Source organism: Candidatus Didemnitutus sp., assembly GCA_019634575.1.
Lineage (GTDB): Bacteria > Verrucomicrobiota > Verrucomicrobiia > Opitutales > Opitutaceae > Didemnitutus.
Window position 1 is genome coordinate 651,155 of record JAHCAY010000002.1, and the last position, 21,422, is coordinate 672,576.

18 protein-coding genes and 1 pseudogene are annotated in these 21,422 nt (G+C 62.2%); 6 read left to right on the forward strand and 13 right to left on the reverse strand.

All coding sequences use genetic code 11. From position 1 onward, the window contains the following. The first annotated feature begins 58 nt into the window (after positions 1–58). The 6 genes from KF715_17840 (at position 59) to KF715_17865 (ending at position 9,701) form a co-directional block, all read left to right on the forward strand. Entirely contained in the window at positions 59–2,197 is a 2,139-nt protein-coding gene (locus tag KF715_17840; GenBank protein MBX3738562.1) for a TonB-dependent receptor, read from the forward strand. A 122-nt stretch (positions 2,198–2,319) separates the two neighbouring features. Then, on the forward strand, positions 2,320–3,897 hold the full coding sequence (locus KF715_17845) for a carboxylesterase family protein (protein MBX3738563.1): 1,578 nt from the start codon (positions 2,320–2,322) through the stop codon (positions 3,895–3,897). 224 nt (positions 3,898–4,121) lie between these two features. Beyond that, complete coding sequence (locus tag KF715_17850) at positions 4,122–5,855, forward strand: arylsulfatase (GenBank protein MBX3738564.1); 1,734 nt, start codon at positions 4,122–4,124, stop codon at positions 5,853–5,855. 66 nt (positions 5,856–5,921) lie between these two features. Continuing rightward, entirely contained in the window at positions 5,922–8,117 is a 2,196-nt protein-coding gene (locus tag KF715_17855) for a TonB-dependent receptor (protein ID MBX3738565.1), read from the forward strand. A 93-nt stretch (positions 8,118–8,210) separates the two neighbouring features. Beyond that, complete coding sequence (locus tag KF715_17860) at positions 8,211–9,170, forward strand: alpha/beta fold hydrolase (protein ID MBX3738566.1); 960 nt, start codon at positions 8,211–8,213, stop codon at positions 9,168–9,170. A 162-nt stretch (positions 9,171–9,332) separates the two neighbouring features. Then, on the forward strand, positions 9,333–9,701 hold the full coding sequence (locus KF715_17865) for a hypothetical protein (GenBank protein MBX3738567.1): 369 nt from the start codon (positions 9,333–9,335) through the stop codon (positions 9,699–9,701). A gap of 741 nt (positions 9,702–10,442) precedes the next feature. Here KF715_17865 and KF715_17870 read toward each other — a convergent pair. The 13 genes and pseudogenes from KF715_17870 to KF715_17930 form a co-directional block, all read right to left on the reverse strand. Continuing rightward, positions 10,443–10,682: pseudogene (locus KF715_17870) on the reverse strand (ATP-binding protein). 1,954 nt (positions 10,683–12,636) lie between these two features. Beyond that, positions 12,637–13,128, reverse strand: coding sequence for a BREX-3 system P-loop-containing protein BrxF (gene brxF / locus KF715_17875; protein MBX3738568.1), 492 nt, complete (start codon positions 13,126–13,128; stop codon positions 12,637–12,639). Then, positions 13,125–13,790 carry a helix-turn-helix transcriptional regulator gene (locus KF715_17880; GenBank protein MBX3738569.1) on the reverse strand — a complete coding sequence of 222 codons (666 nt, stop codon included), beginning with the start codon at positions 13,788–13,790 and terminating at the stop codon, positions 13,125–13,127. Before KF715_17880 ends, brxF begins: the two co-directional genes overlap by 4 nt. A 74-nt stretch (positions 13,791–13,864) precedes the next feature. Continuing rightward, complete coding sequence (gene radC / locus KF715_17885; protein MBX3738570.1) at positions 13,865–14,599, reverse strand: DNA repair protein RadC; 735 nt, start codon at positions 14,597–14,599, stop codon at positions 13,865–13,867. A gap of 234 nt (positions 14,600–14,833) precedes the next feature. After that, positions 14,834–15,067 carry a hypothetical protein gene (locus KF715_17890; GenBank protein ID MBX3738571.1) on the reverse strand — a complete coding sequence of 78 codons (234 nt, stop codon included), beginning with the start codon at positions 15,065–15,067 and terminating at the stop codon, positions 14,834–14,836. Further along, the gene (locus KF715_17895) at positions 15,064–15,339 is read right to left on the reverse strand and encodes a hypothetical protein (GenBank protein MBX3738572.1); all 276 of its coding nucleotides are present in this window, start codon (positions 15,337–15,339) and stop codon (positions 15,064–15,066) included. The genes KF715_17890 and KF715_17895 overlap by 4 nt, the downstream gene beginning before the upstream one ends. Before the next feature lies 1 nt (position 15,340). Then, the gene (locus KF715_17900) at positions 15,341–15,772 is read right to left on the reverse strand and encodes a hypothetical protein (protein ID MBX3738573.1); all 432 of its coding nucleotides are present in this window, start codon (positions 15,770–15,772) and stop codon (positions 15,341–15,343) included. A 78-nt stretch (positions 15,773–15,850) separates the two neighbouring features. Beyond that, positions 15,851–16,102, reverse strand: coding sequence for a hypothetical protein (locus KF715_17905; protein MBX3738574.1), 252 nt, complete (start codon positions 16,100–16,102; stop codon positions 15,851–15,853). Next, complete coding sequence (locus KF715_17910; GenBank protein ID MBX3738575.1) at positions 16,099–16,800, reverse strand: hypothetical protein; 702 nt, start codon at positions 16,798–16,800, stop codon at positions 16,099–16,101. Before KF715_17910 ends, KF715_17905 begins: the two co-directional genes overlap by 4 nt. Beyond that, entirely contained in the window at positions 16,797–17,993 is a 1,197-nt protein-coding gene (locus KF715_17915) for a hypothetical protein (GenBank protein ID MBX3738576.1), read from the reverse strand. The genes KF715_17910 and KF715_17915 overlap by 4 nt, the downstream gene beginning before the upstream one ends. 13 nt (positions 17,994–18,006) lie before the next feature. Beyond that, the gene (locus KF715_17920) at positions 18,007–18,762 is read right to left on the reverse strand and encodes a prepilin-type N-terminal cleavage/methylation domain-containing protein (protein ID MBX3738577.1); all 756 of its coding nucleotides are present in this window, start codon (positions 18,760–18,762) and stop codon (positions 18,007–18,009) included. 49 nt (positions 18,763–18,811) lie between these two features. Continuing rightward, entirely contained in the window at positions 18,812–20,011 is a 1,200-nt protein-coding gene (locus tag KF715_17925) for a type II/IV secretion system protein (protein MBX3738578.1), read from the reverse strand. Then, positions 20,011–21,411 (reverse strand): secretin N-terminal domain-containing protein, encoded by a 1,401-nt coding sequence (locus KF715_17930; protein ID MBX3738579.1) that lies wholly within the window; start codon positions 21,409–21,411, stop codon positions 20,011–20,013. Before KF715_17930 ends, KF715_17925 begins: the two co-directional genes overlap by 1 nt. Between the last annotated feature and the right edge of the window lie 11 nt (positions 21,412–21,422).

Genomic DNA, 21,422 nt, shown 5'->3' on the forward strand with positions numbered 1-21,422 from the left:
CGGCCAAGCGGCAACCCTATCACCCAAACCCCGCATGAAGATGAGACACATTCGATGCATGTATCCGTTGCTGGCCGCGCTTTGCGCCGCTCGCATCGCCATGGCGCAGGATGTCCCAAGCGCCGCCGATAAACCCACGCAAGAGACCCAGGACGCAAACGACAAGGTCGTCGAGCTTTCGCCCTTCGTAGTCCAAGCATCTGCCACCAACAGCTACATGGCGACGAATTCCGCGTCCGGCACGCGCATCGCGCTGCCGCTCGAGTCCACTCCGCTGACGATCAGCGTCGTCACAGCCGACCTGCTCAAGGACAAGGGCACGCCTTCGGTGAACGAGGCTCTGCGCTTCATGCCCGGCGTGCGCCGCAACGCGAACAACTCTGATCAGTTCAAGATCCGCGGCTTCCAGGCGCGGGCTCCGCGCGTGGACGATTTCTACGATGCCGGCGACCTGAATGAGGGCCGTTCCCGCTATGAGATGGCCGAGATGGAACGCGTTGAGCTGATTAAGGGACCGACCTCGGTGCTCTTCGGCTTCGGCAATCCCGGCGGCGTGCTGAACATGATCACGAAGCGGCCTCAGTCGAAGGAGGCCTATTCGGTGACCGCCACCCTCGGTAGCTGGGACCAGAAGCGCATCGCACTCGATGCCACGGGGCCGATCGCCAAGAAGGGCGATTGGGAACTCCTCTATCGCCTGATCACCGTCAAGGAAAGCGCTGAAGGCTTTCGTGATTTTGAGGACTCCAAGAGCGAATTCGTGAGCGGCCAGCTCCAGCTGAACTATCGCAACACAACGAGCCTCCGCGTGCGTTTCCGCTATCACGACATTTGGGAGCATGAGGCGTTCACGCTCATGCCCTACGACATCGCGGACGGCACCATCATCATTCCCGAAATCAGCTACAACGTGAGCGGGCCGCTCGGCGACTTCGCCCATCTGAAGCAGCTGTCCACGAACTACGAGTTCACCCACAGCTTCTCCTCGCACCTGCACTTCCGCGCCGCCGCCACCGATCACGAGTTCTATTTCAACTCGCTGCGCCGCATCGGCGAAGCCCTGATCCCCGACCACACGGGCGTCAACGTCGTAGGGGCGATGGACGACAACAAGCGGCAGATCAAGGCCTGGCAAATGGACCTCACCGGCAACTGGGATTTCTCCGCCGCCAAGCTCAAGCTCGTGGCTGGCGCCAACGGCACCCACTCGCTCTCCCGCATCGAAGGCAAGAACAACACGAATCTGCCGGTGTTCACGCTCAACCAGGCGACGCGCAACTACACGCTCGGCAACCCGGCCGACTACATTCCCGGAGCGAACGATTTCCGCGATAACAATATGGATCGCGTCTACTACGCGCTCACGACCGTCCAAGCATTCAATGACCGCCTGACCCTGCTCGCGGCGGTCGGTCGAGGTGAAAGCGATACCAACAATACGCTCATCCGCAAGACGCCTCCCACAGTGACCGTCGGGCATTTCAAGGTCACCAAGCCGCAATTCGGCGCCTCTTATGAACTAAGGAAGGGCCTGTTCATGTTCGCGAACATGTCGGAATCCGCCGCGCCGAACGTGCGCTTCCCGGCGACCCCCGAGGAAGGCAAGAGCTACGACATCGGCTTCAAGTTCAATCAGGACAAGTTCGCCGGTAGCGTCGCCTACTTCCATACCACGCGCTCTAACATTCAGGTCCAGATCTTCAACACCACCACCGGTCTGACGAGCTTCGAACTCTCCGGCGAGGAGATGGCCGAAGGCGTCGAATCCGACTTCCAATACTTCCCCACCAAGCAGCTCCAGATTGTCGGCACCTATGCCTGGACAAACTCGCGCGTCGTGTCCGATGCGCAGCGCCCCGGCCGCGTCGGCACCACGCTGCCCGACGTGCCCCGCAACGCCGTGCGCCTGTGGAGCAAATACACGTTCAATGGCGGTGCCTTGGACAAGGTTTGGGTCGGCGCCGGCTATCTCTACACGAGCCAAATGATCGGCAACCGCAACCCCGTGCGCTATAAGGTCCACGTCGATGGCTGGCAGCGTTTCGACGCCAGCCTCGGTTATACGACGAAAATGGGTAAGGCGCGCGTCGATTACGTCCTCAACGCGGAGAATCTCCTCGATAAGGACTACATCGATTACATGTTCGTGCGCGGCCGGCCGTTCAATCTGAAGGCCTCCGCGACGTTCTCGTTCTAGCACGTAATCGGAAAAAATCGGTTCATCCTTGGGGAACGGCCATTGCCGTGGTCCGCACCGGACGGCGCATAGCGTTCGGTGCGGGCTTCCTCCACGAAGCATTGTTCCGCTGCTCTTTCGGCATGAGCCTGCTCTCCAGCGCTATTTTCGGTCTGCTTTTCGCGAGTGTGCCTCCTTCTCCGGCGATGCAGACCGCACCGCCGCCACGGCTGGAAATTTCCGAGGGCGCGGTCGAGGGATCTCTCGTCTCGGACGGCGCCGTTCGGATGTTCCTCGGCATCCCCTACGCGGAGCCGCCTACGGGGTCATGGCGCTGGCGGGAACCCCGCGCCAAGCAGCCTTGGACCGGTGTGCTCAAGGCCAATCGTTTCGGCCCACACGCGATGCAGGGCCAGCCGTATGGCGACATGGGCCTTCGCGACGAGGGGGCGAGTGAAGACTGCCTCTATCTCAATGTCTGGGCTCCGGCGCGGCCCGATGCCCCGAAATTGCCTGTGATGGTTTGGATCCACGGCGGCGGTTTCGTCGCCGGGGCCGGTTCGGAACCGCGGCAGGATGGCCGCTATCTCGCGCAGCGCGGGGTCGTGGTGGTCAGCATGAATTACCGGCTCGGCATCTTCGGGTTCTTCACCCACCCGGAGCTGGCGGCGGAGTCTCCACACGACGCCTCCGGCAACTACGGTCTGATGGATCAGATCGCCGCCCTTGAGTGGGTGCGACGCAACATCGCCGCATTCGGGGGCGACCCCGACAACGTCACGCTCTTCGGCGAATCGGCCGGCTCTTTCTCCGTCTCGGCACTCATGGCCTCGCCCCTCGCGCGCGGCCTGTTTCACAAGGCTATCGGACAAAGCGGAGCCTTTTTTGGCGAAACCTTGCGGGCGTTAAGGCGGGAGGAAGCCGAAAAGCGCGACCTTGCCTTCGCCGACGCCGCGTTCCACACGCACGCGCTCTCGGATCTGCGCACCGTGCCGGCGGACACGCTCCTCAACGCATCGCTCGGTCCGCATGCGAGGTGGTTTTCACCGACGATCGACGGCGCCGTCCTGCCGGAAGATTGTTCCGCAATTTATCGCGCCGGCTCGCAGGCCTCCGTGCCGCTGCTCGCCGGCTGGAATCGGGACGAAGGGGCGCGGCGCGCTTTGCCCGGACTGTCGGTCGCGACCCTCCCTGAACTTACGCGGTATGCCGTCGGCCGTTTCGGGGCGGCAGCACCGGAATTCCTGCGGCTTTTCGGGGCGAACGACGACGCTTCGGCGGCGCTCGCAGCCCACGAACTCTCGGGCGCCGATTTCATCGCGCTGTCCACCTGGAGGTGGATGGAGGCGCATCTGCGCACCGGGCACGCGCCGGTTTACCGCTATCGCTTCGATCAGCCCATGCCCCTGACGCCCGATGCACCCGCCGGCTCGACCGGCCTCGTCCCGCACGCCGCGGACATTCCCTTCGTGTTCGGTGCTCTGGCCGACATCAAGAATAACTGGACCGACGCGCACCGTGCCGTCTCCGCCCTGATGGTGGCTTACTGGACCAATTTCGCGCGTTGCGGTGACCCGGACGGCCCCGGCCTGCCTCACTGGCCGCAATATGTTTCCGAAAGCGGGTTTCCCGTCATGCACCTCGCGAGCCAGGCCCACGCGGAGATCGACGGGGAGCGCGAGCGCTACCAATTCCTCGATCGCGCCGCGGCGAATAGGTGAGTGAGGGCCGGGGCCCGGATACACCCGGCTCCGGTCGCTATTACGATATTAGTATCAGCGGCATTGCTTGGAACTATTTTTACCCAGTCTACTGCGTGTCGTGGTTCACCACGGCGAACTCACCCCATCTCGGCATGAGCCTCACCCCAGCCCTGCAAACTCCGTTTCGGCCGCCTAGCGGATTGGGCGGGAATTCCTCCCGAATTCCTCGCCTGAAATCCGCAATGATCGCCGGCGTGGCGAGCTTGGCCCCGGCTTTGTTCGCGACCGACCCTGCGGTTCCCGCAAAGCAGCCCAACGTCGTAGTGGTTGTCCTCGACGACGCGGGATTTTCCGACCTCGGGTGTTACGGTTCCGAAATCCGCACCCCAAACCTCGACCGGCTCGCCGCCACCGGTCTGCGTTTCACGCGCTTCGACACAAAGGCCATTTGCGCTCCTTCTCGCGCGTCCCTGCTCACAGGCGTCGAGCCCCATGCTCTCGGAATGGCAGACCTGCCTTCCAAAGCGACCACTCGGCCGGCTGGCTTCACCCGACACAGCACCTGCGGTGAACTCCCGGCCAACGTCGATCTGCTTCCGCAGGCGCTCCAGCGCGCGGGTTATTCCACTTGGCTGCTCGGCAAGTGGCATCTGATTCCCAGCTGGGAAGACGGCGCACCCGGTCGCAACTCCTCCTTCCCGCTCCAGCGCGGCTTCGACTACGCGTGCTTTTTCAAGATGGGCTGGACCGACCAATACCACCCCGAACTCTACGAGGGCAACGCCCGGCTGCCGGTCCCGGCTGATCCCGCCTATCACTTCACCACGGATATGGTCGATCGCGGCATTCGGCTCATCGATGCGCAACGTCGCGAGCGCCCCGAGAAACCTTTCTTCCTCTATCTCGGATTGGGTGTTCCCCACGCCCCGATCCAGGTGCCGGCGTCTTACATCAATCGTTATGCCGGTGTTTACGAACGGGGCTGGGATGTGCTTCGCGCCGAACGCTTCGCTCGCCTGCAACGCCTCGGCCTTGTGCCGGCGGATGCACGTCTCCCCGCGCTCGATCCCGGCGACCCCGCGTGGGACGCGCTGAACGAGCAGGAGCGCCGGGTCTATGCGCGGTTCATGGCCACCTTCGCGGGATTTCTCGAGCACGGCGACGAGCAGATCGGCCGCCTCGTCGCGCACCTTGAGCAGACCGGCCTGACGAAAGACACGCTGATCGTCGTGTTGTCCGACAATGGCGCCGCCAGCGAATCCAAACCTGGCCGCTTCCGCCATCCCTATAACGGTGGCCCGACACCGCTGGCGGAAATGGACGCCCACCTGGACGAACTCGGCACCGACAAGACCCTCGCGCTCTATCCACGCGCCTGGGCCACGCTCGGCAGCGCGCCCTATCGCCGCTACAAGCTCTGGCCGCATCTCGGTGGCGTGCGCTGCCCGTTGATCATCGTGCCACCGGGCGGAGCGCGGGACGCGGGCGGGGTGCGCGGTCAATTGGTGGATATCGTCGATCTCGCGCCGACCATCGCCGAGTTCGCCGGCGCCCATTTCGCTGCCGCCGTGGACGGAGAACCGGCCGTTCCCGTCGCCGGCAAGTCAATCGTGCCGCTGCTGGCCTCAGCCGATGCCGCCCCGGTCCGCACGGTGCAGTTCTTCGAGCTGCGCGGCAACCGCGCCATCACCGCCGGCTCCTGGCGCGCCCTCACCATGCACCGCCCGGCAACACCCTTCTCCGACGACCGCTGGGAACTCTACGATCTCGCCACCGATCCTTTCGAGACCCGTGACCTCGCCGCGGCGCGCCCGGAGAAGCTGCAGGAGTTAATTCTCCTCTGGGAAAAGGAGGCCGCCACCCACGGCGCGCTCCCGCTCCAGCAGCCGACCCCGCAGATTCTTTCCGTCAGCGGATTCGAGGACGCCTTTGTCCCAGCCGCATCCGCTCACGGCACCACCGGCACGCCACCGTGAGGCGTGCATTCAAGATCCCGCACCCCCTTTTTGCCGAACGACCCAAGTAACCTACCTCCTGCCCCCATGAAAACCTACCCAAACCGCAACACACGTCTCATCTTTCTCGTCTGCGCGACGTTGCTGACCGCCAGCGTTCGAGCACAAGAATCCGCCCCCGACACCGCAACCCCCGTCCAAGCCAAGGACGGAGGTGTCGCCAGCGACACAGTCTTCGAACTCTCTCCATTCGAGGTGAGCGCCTCGAAAGATAACAAATACATGCCGACCAATGCTGCGAGCGGCACACGTATCGCCCTGCCGCTCGAGTCCACTCCCCTAGCCATCAGCATCATGACCTCCGAGCTGATGAAGGACAAGGGCATGGAAAACATTAACGAGGCGATCCGCTTCATGCCCGGCATTCGTCGCAACGCCAACAACTCCGATCAATTCACGATCCGCGGCTTTCAGGCCCGCGCGGCCCGGCGCAATTATTTCTCCGACGCCGCCGACCTCTCCGAGGGACGCGGCCGCAACGTCTCCGCGGAAATCGAGCGCATCGAAGTCCTCAAAGGTCCGTCCACCGTCCTCTTCGGCTTCGGTAATCCCGGCGGTGTCATCAACATCATCACCAAGAAGCCGCTCAACAAACAGCGCACCTCCGTCAGCCTCGAGGCGGGCGACTTCGACCTCTTCCGCGGCACGATCGATGTCACCGGTCCGCTGGCCAAGCTCGGCGAAGCGCAGCTCCTCTACCGCGTGATCGGCTCCTACGAGGACTCCGGCGGCTTCCGCGACTTCGAATCGCGCGACCAGAAATTCGTCAACGCCCAGTTGCAGCTCAACTTCAAGCGCACCCAGTTGCGCACCGAGGTGCGCTTTCAGGACCTGAAGGAGCACGAAGCCTTCATTCTCATGCCCTTCGAGCCCAACACCGGCACGCTCGCCTTGCCTGAGCGCTCCTACAACACCGCCGGTCCCGACACCTACGCCAACCAAAAGCAGATCACCACCTCGGTCGAACTGACCCACACCTTCAACGAGCATTTTTCCATGCGCGCCGCCGCCGCCCGCGACGAACACTACTACGACGCGGTCCGCCGCGTGGGCGCGCAGATTCCCGCCAACCAGGTGCCCCTGTCCATGGCGTCCACCGTGGTCGTCACCGGCAATATCGATGACGATAAGCGCGCCATCGACTCCTGGCAGGTGGATTTCACCGGCAGCTTCGATCTGCCGTTCGGCAAGCTAAAGACGGTCGTCGGCGCCAGCAGCACGGATGCCGCCGCCCGCATCGCCACCTTCGTGAACAATAATCTTCCGCAGAGAAATTTCCCCATCTTCAACATCGCGGCCCGCAACTACAGCGTCGGCAATCTCAGCGATTACGTGCCGCAGTCCGCAGGCACCACCCGCGAAACGCGACTCGACAAGGTTTACTACGCGCTCGGCACCCTCACCGCTTGGAACGATCGCCTGACGCTGCTCGCCGGCGTCGGCCACGGCACCAGCGAAACCTATATCAAGCAGGTGCTGGCCACCACCCCCGCCGATGTCGGCGATTTCAAGGTGACCAAGCCGCAATTCGGCGCATCCCTCCGCATCCTCCCCAAGACCTTCCTATTCGCCAACACTTCCGAGTCGGCCTCCGCCAATCTGCGTTTCCCCGACACTCCCGAAAAGGGCAAGAGCTACGACGTCGGCATCAAAGTCGCCGCCGAAAAATTCTCCGGTAGCGTCACCTACTTCGACACCACTCGAGAAAATATCCAAGTGCAGGTCTTCAACGGCCTGACCGGCACGACCACATTTGAACTCTCCGGCGAAGAGCAGGCCAAGGGCGTGGAGGTGGAGTTCCAGTATTTTCCCAGCAATCAGTTCCAACTCGTCGGCTCCTATTCCTACATGGACACCGAGGTCATCTCCGACAATCAACGCCCCGCCCGCGTCGGCACCGAATTGCCGGACACCCCGCGAAATTCCTACCGTCTGTGGGCAAAATACACCTTGGACAAGGGTCCGTTCAAACGCGCTTGGATCGGCGTCGGCTACCTCTTCACCGATAAGATGCGTGGCAACCGTAACCCGGCCAATTTCCGCATCTGGACCGACTCCTGGTCGCGCATCGACGCCTCCCTCGGCTACGACATGAAGATCGGCAAGACCAACGTAAACTGGGTTCTCACCATGGAGAATCTCGAGGATAAGGACTACATCGACTATATGCTTATCCGTGGCCGTCCCTTCAACGCCCGCCTGAGCGCCACCTTCACCTTCTGACGCTCCCCGCTTCTAGGCCTGCCGCTGGCGCCACAGTCGAGCGGCAGGCTTTTTTGCCCCCATGTTTTTCTGCTGTCCCAAATTGAAAAAACCATGAAGTTGTTTCGCTCTGGCTCACTCGCTCTCCTTTGCTCCGTCCCGCTGCACGCGTCCGATGCCCCCAGCTCCGTCCCGCCGGACCAGCCATCCGCTCAACTCTTTAGCGCGGACGCCTACGCCGCCGTGAAATCGTTCTACGAATACGACAAGGGGATTCCCCTCGACGCAAAGGTGGTGGATCGAATCGAGACGCCCGCTTTCGTCCGCGAGAAGATCGCCTTTACCGCCCATTCCGGCGAGCGTATCGCCGGCTGGCTTGCCGTGCCGAAAAATACCGCGATCCCGCCCCCGTGCATTCTTGTGCTGCACGGCGTCGGCAGCACCAAGGATTCGTGGTGGCGGCCCGACAATCCCACCGGCCCGCTCGCCCCCCGCTTGATCGAGGCCGGTTATGCGGTCTTCATGCTCGATGCGCGCTTCTTCGGCGAACGCAGCCATCTCGGTGATTTCGCCAATCCTCAGAATTTTGTCGGCAAGAACGGTTGGCTCTTCCGTTTCCGAGACCTGATCGTGCACACCGTGATCGATTACCGCCGCGCGCTCGACTATCTCGCCACCCGGCCTGAGATCGATCCCAAGCGCCGGATGATTTTCGGCTACAGCATGGGCGGCGTCACGGCGATCAACCTGCTTGCGGTCGAGCCGCGCCTCGCTGGCGGCGTCATCTGCGTCGCTCCACCCATGCTCGCCGGCCCAGCCACCGGCCCGCTCGCCGCGGCCCGCCAAAGGCTCGCCTCCGTCGCCCCCGAGAACCACGCCCGCGCGCTCGCTGGCCGGCCCTTGCTGTTCCTCATGGCCAACAAGGACGAATACTACACGCCCGCCGCCGCTGAAGCTATGATTGCGTTGATTCCCGGCGACGCCAAGCAGGTGAGGTTTTTCGACAGCGGGCACATGCTGCCGCACACCTACATCGACGAGGTGATCGGTTGGATGAATACCACAGGTTGGTGAACGAGGACAGGCAGGGGCCTCCTGCTTGCGGTCTCTTACGCCAACACGAAAAGATGGAGAAACACCCTAGGAATTCAGAATTGGCAAAGCAGAGACTTTCGTTAGTTTATTCAGCCATGATGCGAAGCGTCCCTTTGGCAAGGGTGCCAGTCGGAATATAAGATGCCCCGCTATATTCTTCTTCTGCACGCTCAAGGTTCTGCTGGAGATAATTTCGGGACACGGCTCCGTCAGCTGGGTTTCGAAATCCAAGTTGCCCGATCCGCTCAGGAAGCCATTGAAATTGCGCAGTTTCAGAGGTTCGACATCTTGATCGCAGACGTCGATGATCCTGACCATATTGAGAGAAGCCTATTGCAGCGCGTGCGCGATCAACAATCTAGCCTGAAGGCAATTGCGCTTTGTGATTTCAACCGCCATGAGCAAAAAAGAGGAATCCGCAAGACGGGCTTCGATAAGTATGCTCAACGAGACAGTTTCGCTTCAGTGAAAGCGGCTATAGAGCAGCTTTTCGAAAGGCGCGCGTGTTGATCTTTTCTCAAGTAGCGGACTAATTCTAGTGCTTTTCGAGCACAATCCCTCGCATCCCGCGACCTTGCAAAATAGTGTAGCCACACCTCGACTGCCCGGCACAGCCGCTCTCCGTTCTGCCCGTCAAGCTGGACCGCAGCGAAGCGAGGAGGAGCTTGACGGGCATAGACACAATCGCGGCCCCGGGCAGTCCTCCATGTTCGCGACATCCATCTTTTGGCGACGGAGGTGGCGTCCATTGATCAAGAACTAGCGTCTACCGAAAACACGGTAGATGAGCGTGGTTGGACCGACGTGGACGTCCGCTCACATTTCACCTCAGCAAGTGCCCGGGCGTGTAGCGGAAGACCGAGAGCAATCCAGGGCAGTAGGCCCGCGGGAGCAAGGGGTTGAAGCTAAACCAAAGGGCGCGAGCGAAAGCAGCATGAGATCGACAAGGTATTCGGGAGATATGGTCAACGACGATCTGTTTTCGACAGCGACGACAATCAGACTTCGACATGTCGTTTGATTGTCGTTGGCGGATGTGCGGCCGGGGATGGAGGTGTGGAGGCAAGGGGCCAGCGCCACACGTAAGTGTGGTGCGATCAGGCCCCTTCCTCCACCTCTTGGTTTAGGACTTCAGCCCGGCGGTAACATTCTTTGGTGAGGCAACGCCCCTCATTTGGGTAACATATCGGGTGAGGCAACAGGGTGAGCTGTTGCCTCACGTAATAGGTTACCAGGCTGCCCCCACGCGGTTCACGATTTGCTCTTGGTCTTGGCGGCCTGTGAGCGGTGGCTGTCGCCGTTAAATTCGAGGATCGTGGCGTGATGCACGAGTCGGTCGATTGCCGCCATCGTGGTCATCGGGTCCTTGAAGATTTGGTCCCACTGGCTGAAGACCAGGTTCGAGGTGATGACCACGGTCTTCTTCTCCTAGCGCTCGGCGAGGAAGGTGAAGAGCACCTCCATCTCCTCGCGTGACTGCTGCACGTAGCCCCCTGCAGCGCACTGGTGAGCTTCTTGCGATTCCCCTGATAGGTTACCGAGATCGCCGTCAGGAGATGTTCCCGCAGCCATTTGGTGAGACGCAGAAGATACTCCGTCGCCTTCTTTTCATAGACCTGTTTTTTGACGCCCGAGGCAATCGAAGCGAGGTCTAGTGCGCCGGCATAGAGACGCAGCGCGTTGATAAACTCCGGCTGCTTGTCGTCGAGGCGGAAGAAAACCTCATCCGCACGCTTTTCGTCAGAATACTTCGGCGGATCAAACGGCTGGATAAAGTAGAGGTAGAAGTCCCGAGTCGGAACGGCGGTGGATCGCTCGTTGGGTGCACCAAAAAAGAGGTAACCCAAACGGCCGGCCTTATGCTCACGCCATTCGATCTCGTGCTGCCAGATTTGGTAACCCGTGACGTGCGTCGGAACGTCGGTGCATTCCAAGACCTGCCGCAGCGCATCGTAGTAGAACCGGTCTAGGGTCCCGTTATCCAGCGTCTCAGCCCGCTTCTCGACGAGAGCGTCGTAGTCGTCGGTCTTTTTCAGATCGAGGAACCACTGCCGATTGTCCGGATTCGATGAGATGAACTGACCGCTGACCGTTTTGTGAATCTCGCGCAGCGTCGTTTCGACAACGGTGAGCAAATCCTCGGCCGGCTCGCCGCCGAGTTCTGCTGCGCCGGAATGGTAGAGGCAGAGGTGGTCACGCATTTCCTCCGGGGTCAGGCCGAGTGACGAGTGAATGTCACCGGTCGTGAGCCTGTGCACGGAAAGTCCCCGCACGATGCGTAGGGCCATCGGCTTGTAGGTTTTCTTGGGGAACGCGCTCTGAATCTTGGTCTCAAGCGTCCCGCTGCACTCCATGATAGCCTTAACATCCGGGTTCGCGCGGTGGGCGGCATTGTCTGTGATCGCATCCCAATAGCTATCGTAGGCGAGAATACCCGGGCGATCATTCGGCACCGGTTGCCCCATGAGTCCCTTGATGGCTTGTGAAATGATTTGCAGGACACCGCGCTTCTCGACAATCGGGATGCGCTGGAACGTATCCACGTAGTCCGGATGGATCGGAAAAAGGGCGCAGAACTCATCCAAGCGTTCGGACATACCGCCGTAAAACTTGGCGTAGGGCTCCAAGTAGGCACGAACCTCGGCCAATTGCTTGTCCGTCTTTTTGAGGAGGCGGTTCGAAACCACGAACTTCACGTCCGTGGTGACGATTTTGACCTGCTGGAAGCGGTCCTTCACCCGGCCGAGGCTATCAGCGACATGGGCGAACCGCTGGCTGTCGAAGATTGCTTCCTGGACACCCGCAACGAAGCGCAGCCGGATGTCCTTGCAGACTTCTCCCACCTCGCGGAGGAAGCCGAGATCGAGAATGAGCGCCTGATCTTTTCGCGACCGCAGATAGTCGAGCAGTTCATCGACCACCAACAGGAGACCTTGATCCGGGAACTTCCTGTGGAAGGCGGCCATCATATCTTCCAGCGCCGTCTTGTTTTCCTTCACCTTGTCTGCGGCAGGGAAACGATAGGGCGTTCCCCATTCGGCGAACTCTTCCTCGATCGAGGTGGTGATGATGTCGCGCAAAGGCATCATCACGGCGCCGATTTCGATACGGATGACCTTGAACCTACCCGCGATGGATTTCGCGGAGTCACGGACCTTGGGGTGGGAAATCAGCGGGGCCAAGGACGCGTTTTCGGCCAGCGCCGACACCACGGACATCAAGTGAGACTTACCCGTGCCATAGTTGCCGACGATCAGAAGCCCTTTGTTGTCCTGAGGGGAGTCGAACTGAAGCTGCGGAATGACCAGGTCAACGAGACGCTGCGCCATTGGGTCCGAAATGACATACGTCGAGACCAAGTCCTGCGCCGCGGCGCTCTTGTTGGCATCGCGCAGCTGAATGACGGATTCAATGGGATGAAATTGGACGAGGTCTTGGTAGTTCATCAGGAATTGTAGAAGGTTGGTGCGCCACGCTCCAAAAAGACCGTGGGGATAGCCGGGATTTCCTCCGAAAAATATTCTGGGTGATCAGGGTAGCCACGCACGAACCGCCGGCCTTCGAGGCGGCCGTTGAGCGCGTATAGGACGACCCTATTTTGACTGACGCTATAGGCGAGGCGGATCGGGTCGCAGCGCAGGGCGGGGCTAAATAGAATATCGGTATTGTCGATACAGACACCACTCTGCCCCGGTCCGATGAATTCCTGCACCGTCGCCTCAATCGCGAGCGGGCGCTTGCGGAGGGGAACCGATAACAGTCTGGTTCCGAGCTGAGGCCCGAGGTTAAGCAGGGGGAGGGAGTGCTTCGATGAGAGTGACGACAGTAGCCCGGTCTTTCCTGCACCCGATTCCCCGATGATTAAGACGAGCTTGTGTCGGCTACTAGAAGCCTGACCGATGATTTCCGAGAAGCGGCTGAGATCAGGCGTGGTCATGTTTGCACTCCTGCGTTTTCCTGACGGAAAGAAGCTGCGTATTCGATTGCCTCAGCGACCGTCACTACACGAACAGCCGGTGCCAACGCCCTGGCCGCGTCCGCGAAGGTTCCAGAAAATGGCACCACCACCAGGACCGTCTCGCAGGCAAACGAATCAAGCAGGAGTTTCGCAATTCCCAGGCTTTTGTCGAAGTCTCGACTGACATTAAACTTACATTCCAAGACCAGATGTTTGCCTCCGGCCTCGATGAGGAAGTCGACCGATGCAATGCCCTTGCAGACGTCCTGCGTGTAGGGAATTGCGCGTTTACCGAGTTCGTGCGCCACTGCCTGCTTAAAGATGATGGCTTGGGTGCGCGCCTCTAGCCATCGCTCCACGCGCTCCCGCTCTTCCGCCGCATTCTGGGCATCGTTGTCGACGGGCTCTTCACGCGCAGGCGCAGCAGTCCCAGTGAAAGCTCGAAGCAACATTTGCTCTTCATCTGCACCTACGCACAGGCGCTTCATTAAGCGCGTCAGGGTTACCTGTTTGGGCTTGGAATGTCCTGTAAGTATCCTGCTGACCGAAGTTTGGCTAAGTCCTATCTCTTGAGCGAGTTGCGCTCCATTTAGCGCACGGCGATTCATCAAGACACGGATAGATTCGCCGAGGGGGTTCACGGGGCGATGTTTAAGTCTACTTAAAACCAGTTTGCGAGATTTAAGTAGCTGCCCGCAAGCGTGGCGAGGTCTGGCTAGATTACGCCAGCCTCCCGGAACGAATAGTAACCCCGTCCCTGCGGATCAGTCGCGGCTCGCCCCACGATGACGTGGTCGAGGAACTCAATATCCACCGCCTTCGCCCCCTCCCTCAGTTGGCGGGTCACCTGAACGTCGGCCGCCGACGGCGCCGGGTCGCCGGACGGATGATTGTGGACGCACACCACCGCGACTGCGCCTTCCCTGATCGCCGCGCGGAACACCTCACGCGGGTGCGCCAAGCAACTGGTCGCCGTGCCAGAGGTTACCTCGACTAACTTCTTTAGCCGGTTCTTTCGGTTCAGGCACATCACCCAGAATTTCTCGATCTCCAGTCCTTGAACGAAGGGCATCATGTGGTGCGCGATCAGTTCGGGACGGTTCAATACCGGTTGCTCGGTGGAGGCGGGACGGATCATCCGTCGGGCAATCTCGATGAGGGCGGCCAGTTGTCGCGCCTTCACCCGGCCGATGCCTTGATGGCGCTCGAAGTCCACCGGTTGCCAGGTTGTGATCCCTTGGAGTGAACCCGCCTCGGCGACCAGCCGTGATGCGCAGTCGATGATTTCGCGGGTGGCGGCCCCGCCTTGAAGCATCAAGGCGATTAGCTCCGTGTCGCTGAGGGCAGCGACCCCGAATGTGTCCATCCTCTGTTGTGGCTGCTCACCGCAGGCGATTTCTCGCACCGCCGTCGTCGTTTCCAGGCCCAGGTCCAACATGACTTGTTTCATGATGCAGGGCGCCGGATGCGCCCCGGCCGGGCGGCATGCCCGGTTCTCGTGGCGCGCTCCGCGCGCTGGGCCTTGCAGGCACGCCCAGCCACCGACGAGGCCGCCGAGCGAGGAGCGCCGCGCTCCTCGCGAGGGGGAAGGCCGCAGGAGGGAAAGGTGGAGCCGCGCGCAGCGCGGACTACCTTGGCGGGCGTGACAAAATCAGGCCCACGAGCGGAAGTAGCCTCACTTCATTCAACGCAGGTCACTCAGGCCCGTTTTCCCGGTGGCGAGATCCACCAGCAGCATGACCACGGCGCGCTTGCCGGTGCCGTCGAGCCGGACGAAGCAATCGCTGAAGTCGAGCGGTCGTCCATCGGTCAGGTTCTTCATGATCTCCCACGCAGCGCGCTCGCCCGATGACGCGCCGGGATGACCGCGCGCCATGCCGCGTAATGTGGACACGGCGTCCTCACCCTCGGGACTCATGGCTTCATGCCGGCCATTCGCCGGTGCACGATTCGCCGACGTTCCGCCACAGATGCATAGGCCGGAACAACCGGCCCGGCGAACGGCTGGGTGATGTGGAGTCGTGTGCCGACCCATGTCCGCGCCGTCGCCACCTCGGCCAGGGCCGCGCGCACGGCCTCGTGCGCGGGTGTGCCTCGGAGGCACTCGAAGTTTGCCGCAACCTTCAGGGCAAACTCCGCCTGACCAAGATGGTCGTCGAGATGACGACGCGTGGAGGGATCGACGCCCATGTCAGCCGCCCGCCATCGCCATGCCTGCCTTCGGGCTCGTGAGGATCTGCCGGTTCTTCCGGTTCATCTCGCGGAGCACTTCGCCGACGAAGGCCTTGTCCTTGTAGTAGGGCTGGACGCCTTCGAGCCGTTGATCGATGCGGGACTTCACCTCGGGCGATTGCGCATCGTAGAACGCTTTCGCCTGGGGCAGCTGCTTCTCGATCAGCCGCATGTCGGCTTCGTGTCGCTGCATGTCCTTGTAGAGGAGCATGTCGACCGCGCGGCCCGGCGCCTCCTGGACAACGCGGGTGTAGTAGGCCGCATCGTTGGCGTTTGCCACCTTGTAGGCGTCGAGCCGCTTCTGGACTTCGGGGTTGTTGCGGAACTGCAACGGGGACTCCTTTTCGGGCGGGAGTGACGCCGTATCGTTGGGTTTGGGTCTGATAGCCATGGTGATGTTGAGTTGTGCCGACCACTTGGTGGGTGCGGGGCGGCGATGGGCACCGTGGCGGCGAACCGCCAAAGTCGCTTACTTCAGGACCGGGTTGAACGGCGGCTCGGACGAGCCGCGCACAACGCGGAGCGCGAGGTCGAACTGCGCGCAGACGTCCTCGGCATCGTGACGCGCGAGCGCGAACGCCATGAGCGTCTTCGCGTCGATGACCGGCTTGGCTTTGCCCGACGTCGGGTTGATTTCACCGAGTCGTTGATTGAGTTCGTCGGCCGCCTGGTAGAATTCGGCCGCCACGGTCTCGGGAATTTGAATGCTGAGGGAGATCATGTTCTGAGGGGGTTGAATTGAAATGAACGGAGGTTGGAACGAACGCCGGCCGAGTGCGGAGGGTCGGGTCGGAATGCAGCGGAGACCGAGTCCGGAGCCGGAACCGGGCGGCGCAGCCATCCGGTGAAGGCGGAGGAACGGCGGAGCGAAGGGCCGAGCCCGATCTTCCGCACCGGTTCCGGCCCCGACGCCTCCGGGAGCGGCGCGCCGGCGGGCCGGCGCGTGGCTCCCGAAGTTTCCTGCACCACGATTTCGACGCGCTCGATGGTGCGTTGTCGGCGGGTGCCGGCCGATTGGATGGCCAAGGAAAAAATCGAGGTGCGTTGCTCGATCCGCTCGACCAATTGGAGGACTTCGGTCCAAGTTGGCGGTGGCCCTCCACTCCGGGTCAGCCGAACCTGCGGCGTCCTGCCGCTATCCACGGGCACCGATTCGCTGATCCATCCCGGCGGGAGTTTTCCCAGACCTTGGGCGTCGCCGCTCTGAACCTGCGATGCCGTCGCTCGGAGGCGCTGCACCGTGGCGTTGTCGAAACGCGCAAGGGCGCTTCGTTCTGATTCCAGCCTGGCCAACTCCACAGTGGGACCCTCTGAGAACTGAGGACGCACCTGCTTGAGTGCGACCATCGCGCCTACGAGCATCAGACTGAAGGCGAGAATGCCCCAACGCTGATTCGTAACTTGGTGGAGCAGCTTCATAGCCAAACCCCCTTGATGGAGAAATCAGCGGTGGGCATGGCATGCTCCGCCGCGACCAGCTTCCACGGCAGGGCCGGCGTTCGGAACTGATCAATCCATCGGCGCCAGTCGTCGCCCGAAAGTCCGGCGGTGGAGACACCGCCGGACAGGGTGAAGCCAGTCTGATCGGCGCGGATGGACGTCATCACCACTTGGCGTGGCAGAGCTTGGCTCAGCGTCTTCAGCAGCAACGCGCAGTGCGAGCGTCGCAGTCCGGCTGCGGCGATTTCCGTTTCAAGCTTTGTGACCTCCGCTTGGTTGCGCCGCAATCCCTCCACCTCCGATTGCAGCCGGCCCACAGCTACCGCTGCAATATCCGCTGCGCGACGATCTGCCCTCACGTCGAAACCGATCTGAACGGCCAGCAAAGCCGACGAAGCGAAGGCAATTGCTGTGACGCCGGTAACCAGCGGGCTGGCTCCAAGGCGCGAGGCCCGGGGCAGCATCTGGTTGGGATGGCTGAGGGAGAGGGTTTGGGCGGCACGGGCCACGCTTTCCCAGCCAAGATCAGTCCGCCCGGCTCGCTCGAGTCGAGCGACCTGGGCGGCGAGGCGTTGCCCTGCCTCATCGAATGCCGCGATGTAGAGCGCAGTATCGTCTCGCTCGAAGGCTTGCTGCACGGTGGTTGCGACCAGCTCCGCCGCCGGTTCTCCGCTTGCGGACCGGACCTCCCGCATGCCCGCCGGCGTGTGGCGGAAGATCACCGCAAGGCCGGAAGCCACCGCAACGACCGTCAACGCCCCTGTGTCGGGCCAGTCGGTGGGAACGAAGTTAAGGGCGGAGGCCAGCGGCCATGCGCCCTCCACCACAACGCCGCCCGCCCGAAGGTCCGCCGCCAGCAGCTGCAGAAACGGTTCGGTCTCATAGTGCAGCAGGGTGTTGCCGCCGAAGATCGGCTCATAGCCCCAGGCGTAGTTGCCCTGGGCCAGCAGCGGGTGCTCCTCCTGCAAGGCAGCCTGAAGGGTCGCGCGGTTCCCCTGGGGGCACTCCACCGCGACGCTGGTCAGGAATGCAGGCTGGTAGAGCACGCGCAGCCGGGAGGGCCGACCGTGTTCTTCGAAGTGCTGCAAAAGGACCGCGGCAGCTTCGGCGATCGCTCCAAAGCCAAGTGGCTCGGTGCGACCGGTGATCCACCACCGGTTGCCCCAGAGCAAGGCGATGGCGGCCTCAGATCGCGGTGATGTAGACGTAGACATCGGTGACTCCATTGGCGGGAGCTGCAAAGGCCACGACGCCGGTGTCGCAGGCGGCGCCCTCAACGGGTGCGAGCTGGGCACCGTTCATGGTCACGGCCAGTTCATAGGCATCGCGCGCCGGACATGCCGGAATCACGAGATAGGCGACAACGCTGTTCGCGTTCAGGTTCGACGTGCCGTCGAGCCGGAAGTTCGCCCCAAGGGCGACCGATGGCGCGAGCGCGGGATTGGCCGTGCGTGCCTCGATTCGGGTGACTCCCGACCAGTTGCGTTGAGGCACCGAGTCCGGCGTCATCACGAAGGCGAGCGACGCCTGATTCCAGGTGATCTCGTTACCGCTGCCGGCGGAGGCATAGGACTGGGTGCCCATGCGCAGCGAAAGCGGACGTTCAAGGCGGCCGGTGGCGAGGAGCACGGTGTCGAGCCGGGCGGCATTACCCTTCGCCGCGTCTGTGGCGCCGGTGAGCGCCGCACCGGATGTGGGCACGCCCGTGCCCTCAGTGCGCGGCAGACTGCCGTTGCCACCGGCGAGCGCGAGATAGTCGACGATGGCCGTCTTCAGGGCGTCCACCGTCTTGGCGACCTGTTGGACGCGGGCGGTGCGGAGGGCGTCGAAGCCTTTCGGCAGGAGCAGCCCGACCATCACGGCCACGATGGCGATGACGAGGACGAGTTCGAGAAGGGAGTAGCCCTTCGATTGGCGGATCTTGTTGAGATGATTCTTCATTGTGCTGTTGGTTTTGGTTGGGGGCCGCGGCCGCATAGCCCGTTGAAAATCAGAGACCCCGTGCGACCTCCTCGACGGTGGTGAGCCCGGCCGCCGCGGCGTGCAGGCCGCTGCTCCACAGGGTGGGCAATCCTTCGCGGTCGCGGAGTGCGACCAGGTCTGCCAAGGGCGCGTCGGCGGTAATCAAGGGGATGAACTTCTTCGCCGGGATCACCTCATGGACGGCCAGCCGGCCCCGGAATCCTCGGCCGTGGCACGCTGCGCAACCGGTCGGTGCGTAGAACATCGCGTCCGCCATCGCGTGGCGCTCACGCAGCAGGCCATTCTCCGGATGCGTCTGCCGACAGGCCGGACACAGCCGACGCACCAAGCGCTGCGCGGCAACCAGACGGAGGGAAGCCGCAATCAGAAAACTCTCCACGCCGAGGTCCCGCAGGCGAGGTATCGCCGACAAGGCATCGTTCGTGTGCAGCGTGGAAAGGACGAGGTGCCCGGTGAGCGCGCCACGAATGGCAAGTTGAGCCGTCTCGGCGTCGCGCGTCTCGCCGACCAGCATGACATCGGGGTTCTGCCTCAGTAGCGCGCGCAACGATGCGGCAAACGTCAGTCCGATCTTCTCTCGGATCTCGGTTTGCCGGATCGCAGTGAATTCATATTCGACCGGGTCCTCCAATGTGTGGATCACCCGGCCGCGGTGGTCCAAGGCATGCAGGGCCGCGTGCAGCGTCGTGGTCTTTCCCGAACCCGTTGGTCCGGTCAGCAGAATCAATCCCGCCGGACCAGTCAGCGCATCCCGCATGGCCTGGGCTTGGACGGACGTGAGGCCCAGCTCATCGAGTGACTGCGCGGGCATCGTCTGGTCGAGAAGCCGAACGACCAGATTTTCGCCATACACGGTGGGCACAGTGCTCAACCGCAGATGATAGCGCCGTCCTCCCTCCTTGAGCGTGGCGCGGCCATCTTGGGGAAGCCGGCGCTCCGTGATGTCCATACCCCCGTAAATTTTCCCGCGAGAAAGCAGCGCGTCCCGTTGCGCCAAGGCAACCGTGGTGTGGTCACGCATTTCGCCATCCAATCGAAACCGCACGAGCAGCCCGCCTTCCTTGGGTTCGAAATGGATGTCGCTGGCCCCCTCGTTGGCGGCGGCTCGGAGAATCGCATCAAGCATGCGGCTCGCTTCGCCCGTGGAGTCGATGTTGGGGAGAACCGGCGCGGGCCGGCCCCGAAGACTTTGGAGGAGTTCGCGCATTACTGGATGAGCCGCGGGGTCAGGAAGATCACGAGTTCCGTGCGGTTCTTGAGTGTCGCCTTCGTGCGGAAGGCATGGCCCAGGACGGGCACCGCGCCGAGAACCGGCACAGAGCGGGTCGTCTGGCCGTGGTCCTCCGAGATCAGGCCGCCGATGACGGCGGTTTCACCGTCCCGTAGGCGGACAATGGTCGACGCCTGTTTCACCTCCGTGACCGGCGCCGTTTGCTTTCCGTCAGGACTGGTGACGATGGCCTGCAGACGCGTGATCGCCGGCAGGATGTCCAAGGTGATGACGCCATCGTTATCGATCTGCGGCGTCACGGCCAGAATCGTGCCGATGGTGATCGTGGAGATGGAGAACGTCTCCTGCGTCTGGTTGTAGGGGACGGTAGTGCCCGTCTGCTGGTAGGTCGTTGCCTGTTGCAGACGGAAGAACGGCCGATCCTCCCCCACCTTAATAAAGGCGGTTTGATTGTTCAGGGCGCGGAGCCGGGGCTGAGCAACGGTGCTGACCTCGCCTTGCTGCTTAAGCGCCTGGATGACCGCCGTGGCCTTACCAAAACCCAGATTCGCACTGAAAGTATCAACAGCGAGAACCGAGCCACCGACCCCGGCGACATTGAGGGGCGCTCCGGCACTGACCCTCAGATCACCGGCAGCAGCGGTGGCCATCTCCCAATCGACGCCCAGCTTCTGCTCGTCCCGCAGCGTGACTTCAACCAGCCGAGCCTCGATCTCAACCTGCCGCGAAATCCGCCGATTGACCATCGAGATGAAGTTCCCGACTGCTTCATGGGTGGAGCGCGTCGCCGTGACCTGGGCTACTCCGCTGAAGCGATTAACGACGAGTGACTCTCCATCCTGCAGCATCGCGCGCAACTCCGCCTCCAGTCCGGTCCAGAACGTGTTCGGGTTGTCCTGTGAGATCGAGACTTGCGTGGCATCCGCAGCACTGCCGTTCGTCTGATTGAGCTGAGAAATTCCCGACGTGACCTGGTTCTGATTACCATTCCCGGTCGATCCGCCACCGGTGCCGCCGAGCGTGATCGAAGCGCTCCCCGAACCCGACCGCGACAATTGCGGGTAATCGATGGCGTAGAGGACGGTTTTGCGGCGGCGGACCACGACGCCTTCACCTTCTTCCTCGAAATAGTAACCAGTGGGACCGGTAAGCGAGGCCAGCGCGTTGCGCAGGGTGCCGCCGTGGATCTCGACGGTGACCTCCCCTTTAACGTCAGGTTCGATGAGAATGGTGGTATGCGTCGCCCGTCCAAGGGATCGCAGCGCCGCTGGCAGCGGAGCCGAATCGAATCGCAAGCGGTCGATGGGCTGATCGAGGTTCACGGCGGCGACCGCGCAGCTGCCGAGGCAGAGATAGAGAGCAAAGGATGATTTCATGATGTAACGGG

Coding starts and splice junctions, on each gene's coding strand:
- KF715_17840 (MBX3738562.1), top strand. CDS start 59: ATGTATCCGTTGCTGGCCGCGCTTTGCGCCGCTCGCATCGCCATGGCG.
- KF715_17900 (MBX3738573.1), bottom strand. CDS start 15,772: ATGGCTATCAGACCCAAACCCAACGATACGGCGTCACTCCCGCCCGAA.
- KF715_17920 (MBX3738577.1), bottom strand. CDS start 18,762: ATGAAGAATCATCTCAACAAGATCCGCCAATCGAAGGGCTACTCCCTT.
- KF715_17925 (MBX3738578.1), bottom strand. CDS start 20,011: ATGCGCGAACTCCTCCAAAGTCTTCGGGGCCGGCCCGCGCCGGTTCTC.
- KF715_17855 (MBX3738565.1), top strand. CDS start 5,922: ATGAAAACCTACCCAAACCGCAACACACGTCTCATCTTTCTCGTCTGC.
- KF715_17930 (MBX3738579.1), bottom strand. CDS start 21,411: ATGAAATCATCCTTTGCTCTCTATCTCTGCCTCGGCAGCTGCGCGGTC.
- KF715_17860 (MBX3738566.1), top strand. CDS start 8,211: ATGAAGTTGTTTCGCTCTGGCTCACTCGCTCTCCTTTGCTCCGTCCCG.
- KF715_17845 (MBX3738563.1), top strand. CDS start 2,320: ATGAGCCTGCTCTCCAGCGCTATTTTCGGTCTGCTTTTCGCGAGTGTG.
- radC (MBX3738570.1), bottom strand. CDS start 14,599: ATGAAACAAGTCATGTTGGACCTGGGCCTGGAAACGACGACGGCGGTG.
- KF715_17910 (MBX3738575.1), bottom strand. CDS start 16,800: ATGAAGCTGCTCCACCAAGTTACGAATCAGCGTTGGGGCATTCTCGCC.
- KF715_17865 (MBX3738567.1), top strand. CDS start 9,333: ATGCCCCGCTATATTCTTCTTCTGCACGCTCAAGGTTCTGCTGGAGAT.
- KF715_17850 (MBX3738564.1), top strand. CDS start 4,122: ATGATCGCCGGCGTGGCGAGCTTGGCCCCGGCTTTGTTCGCGACCGAC.
- KF715_17895 (MBX3738572.1), bottom strand. CDS start 15,339: ATGGGCGTCGATCCCTCCACGCGTCGTCATCTCGACGACCATCTTGGT.
- brxF (MBX3738568.1), bottom strand. CDS start 13,128: ATGACCACGCCTGATCTCAGCCGCTTCTCGGAAATCATCGGTCAGGCT.
- KF715_17890 (MBX3738571.1), bottom strand. CDS start 15,067: ATGAGTCCCGAGGGTGAGGACGCCGTGTCCACATTACGCGGCATGGCG.
- KF715_17905 (MBX3738574.1), bottom strand. CDS start 16,102: ATGATCTCCCTCAGCATTCAAATTCCCGAGACCGTGGCGGCCGAATTC.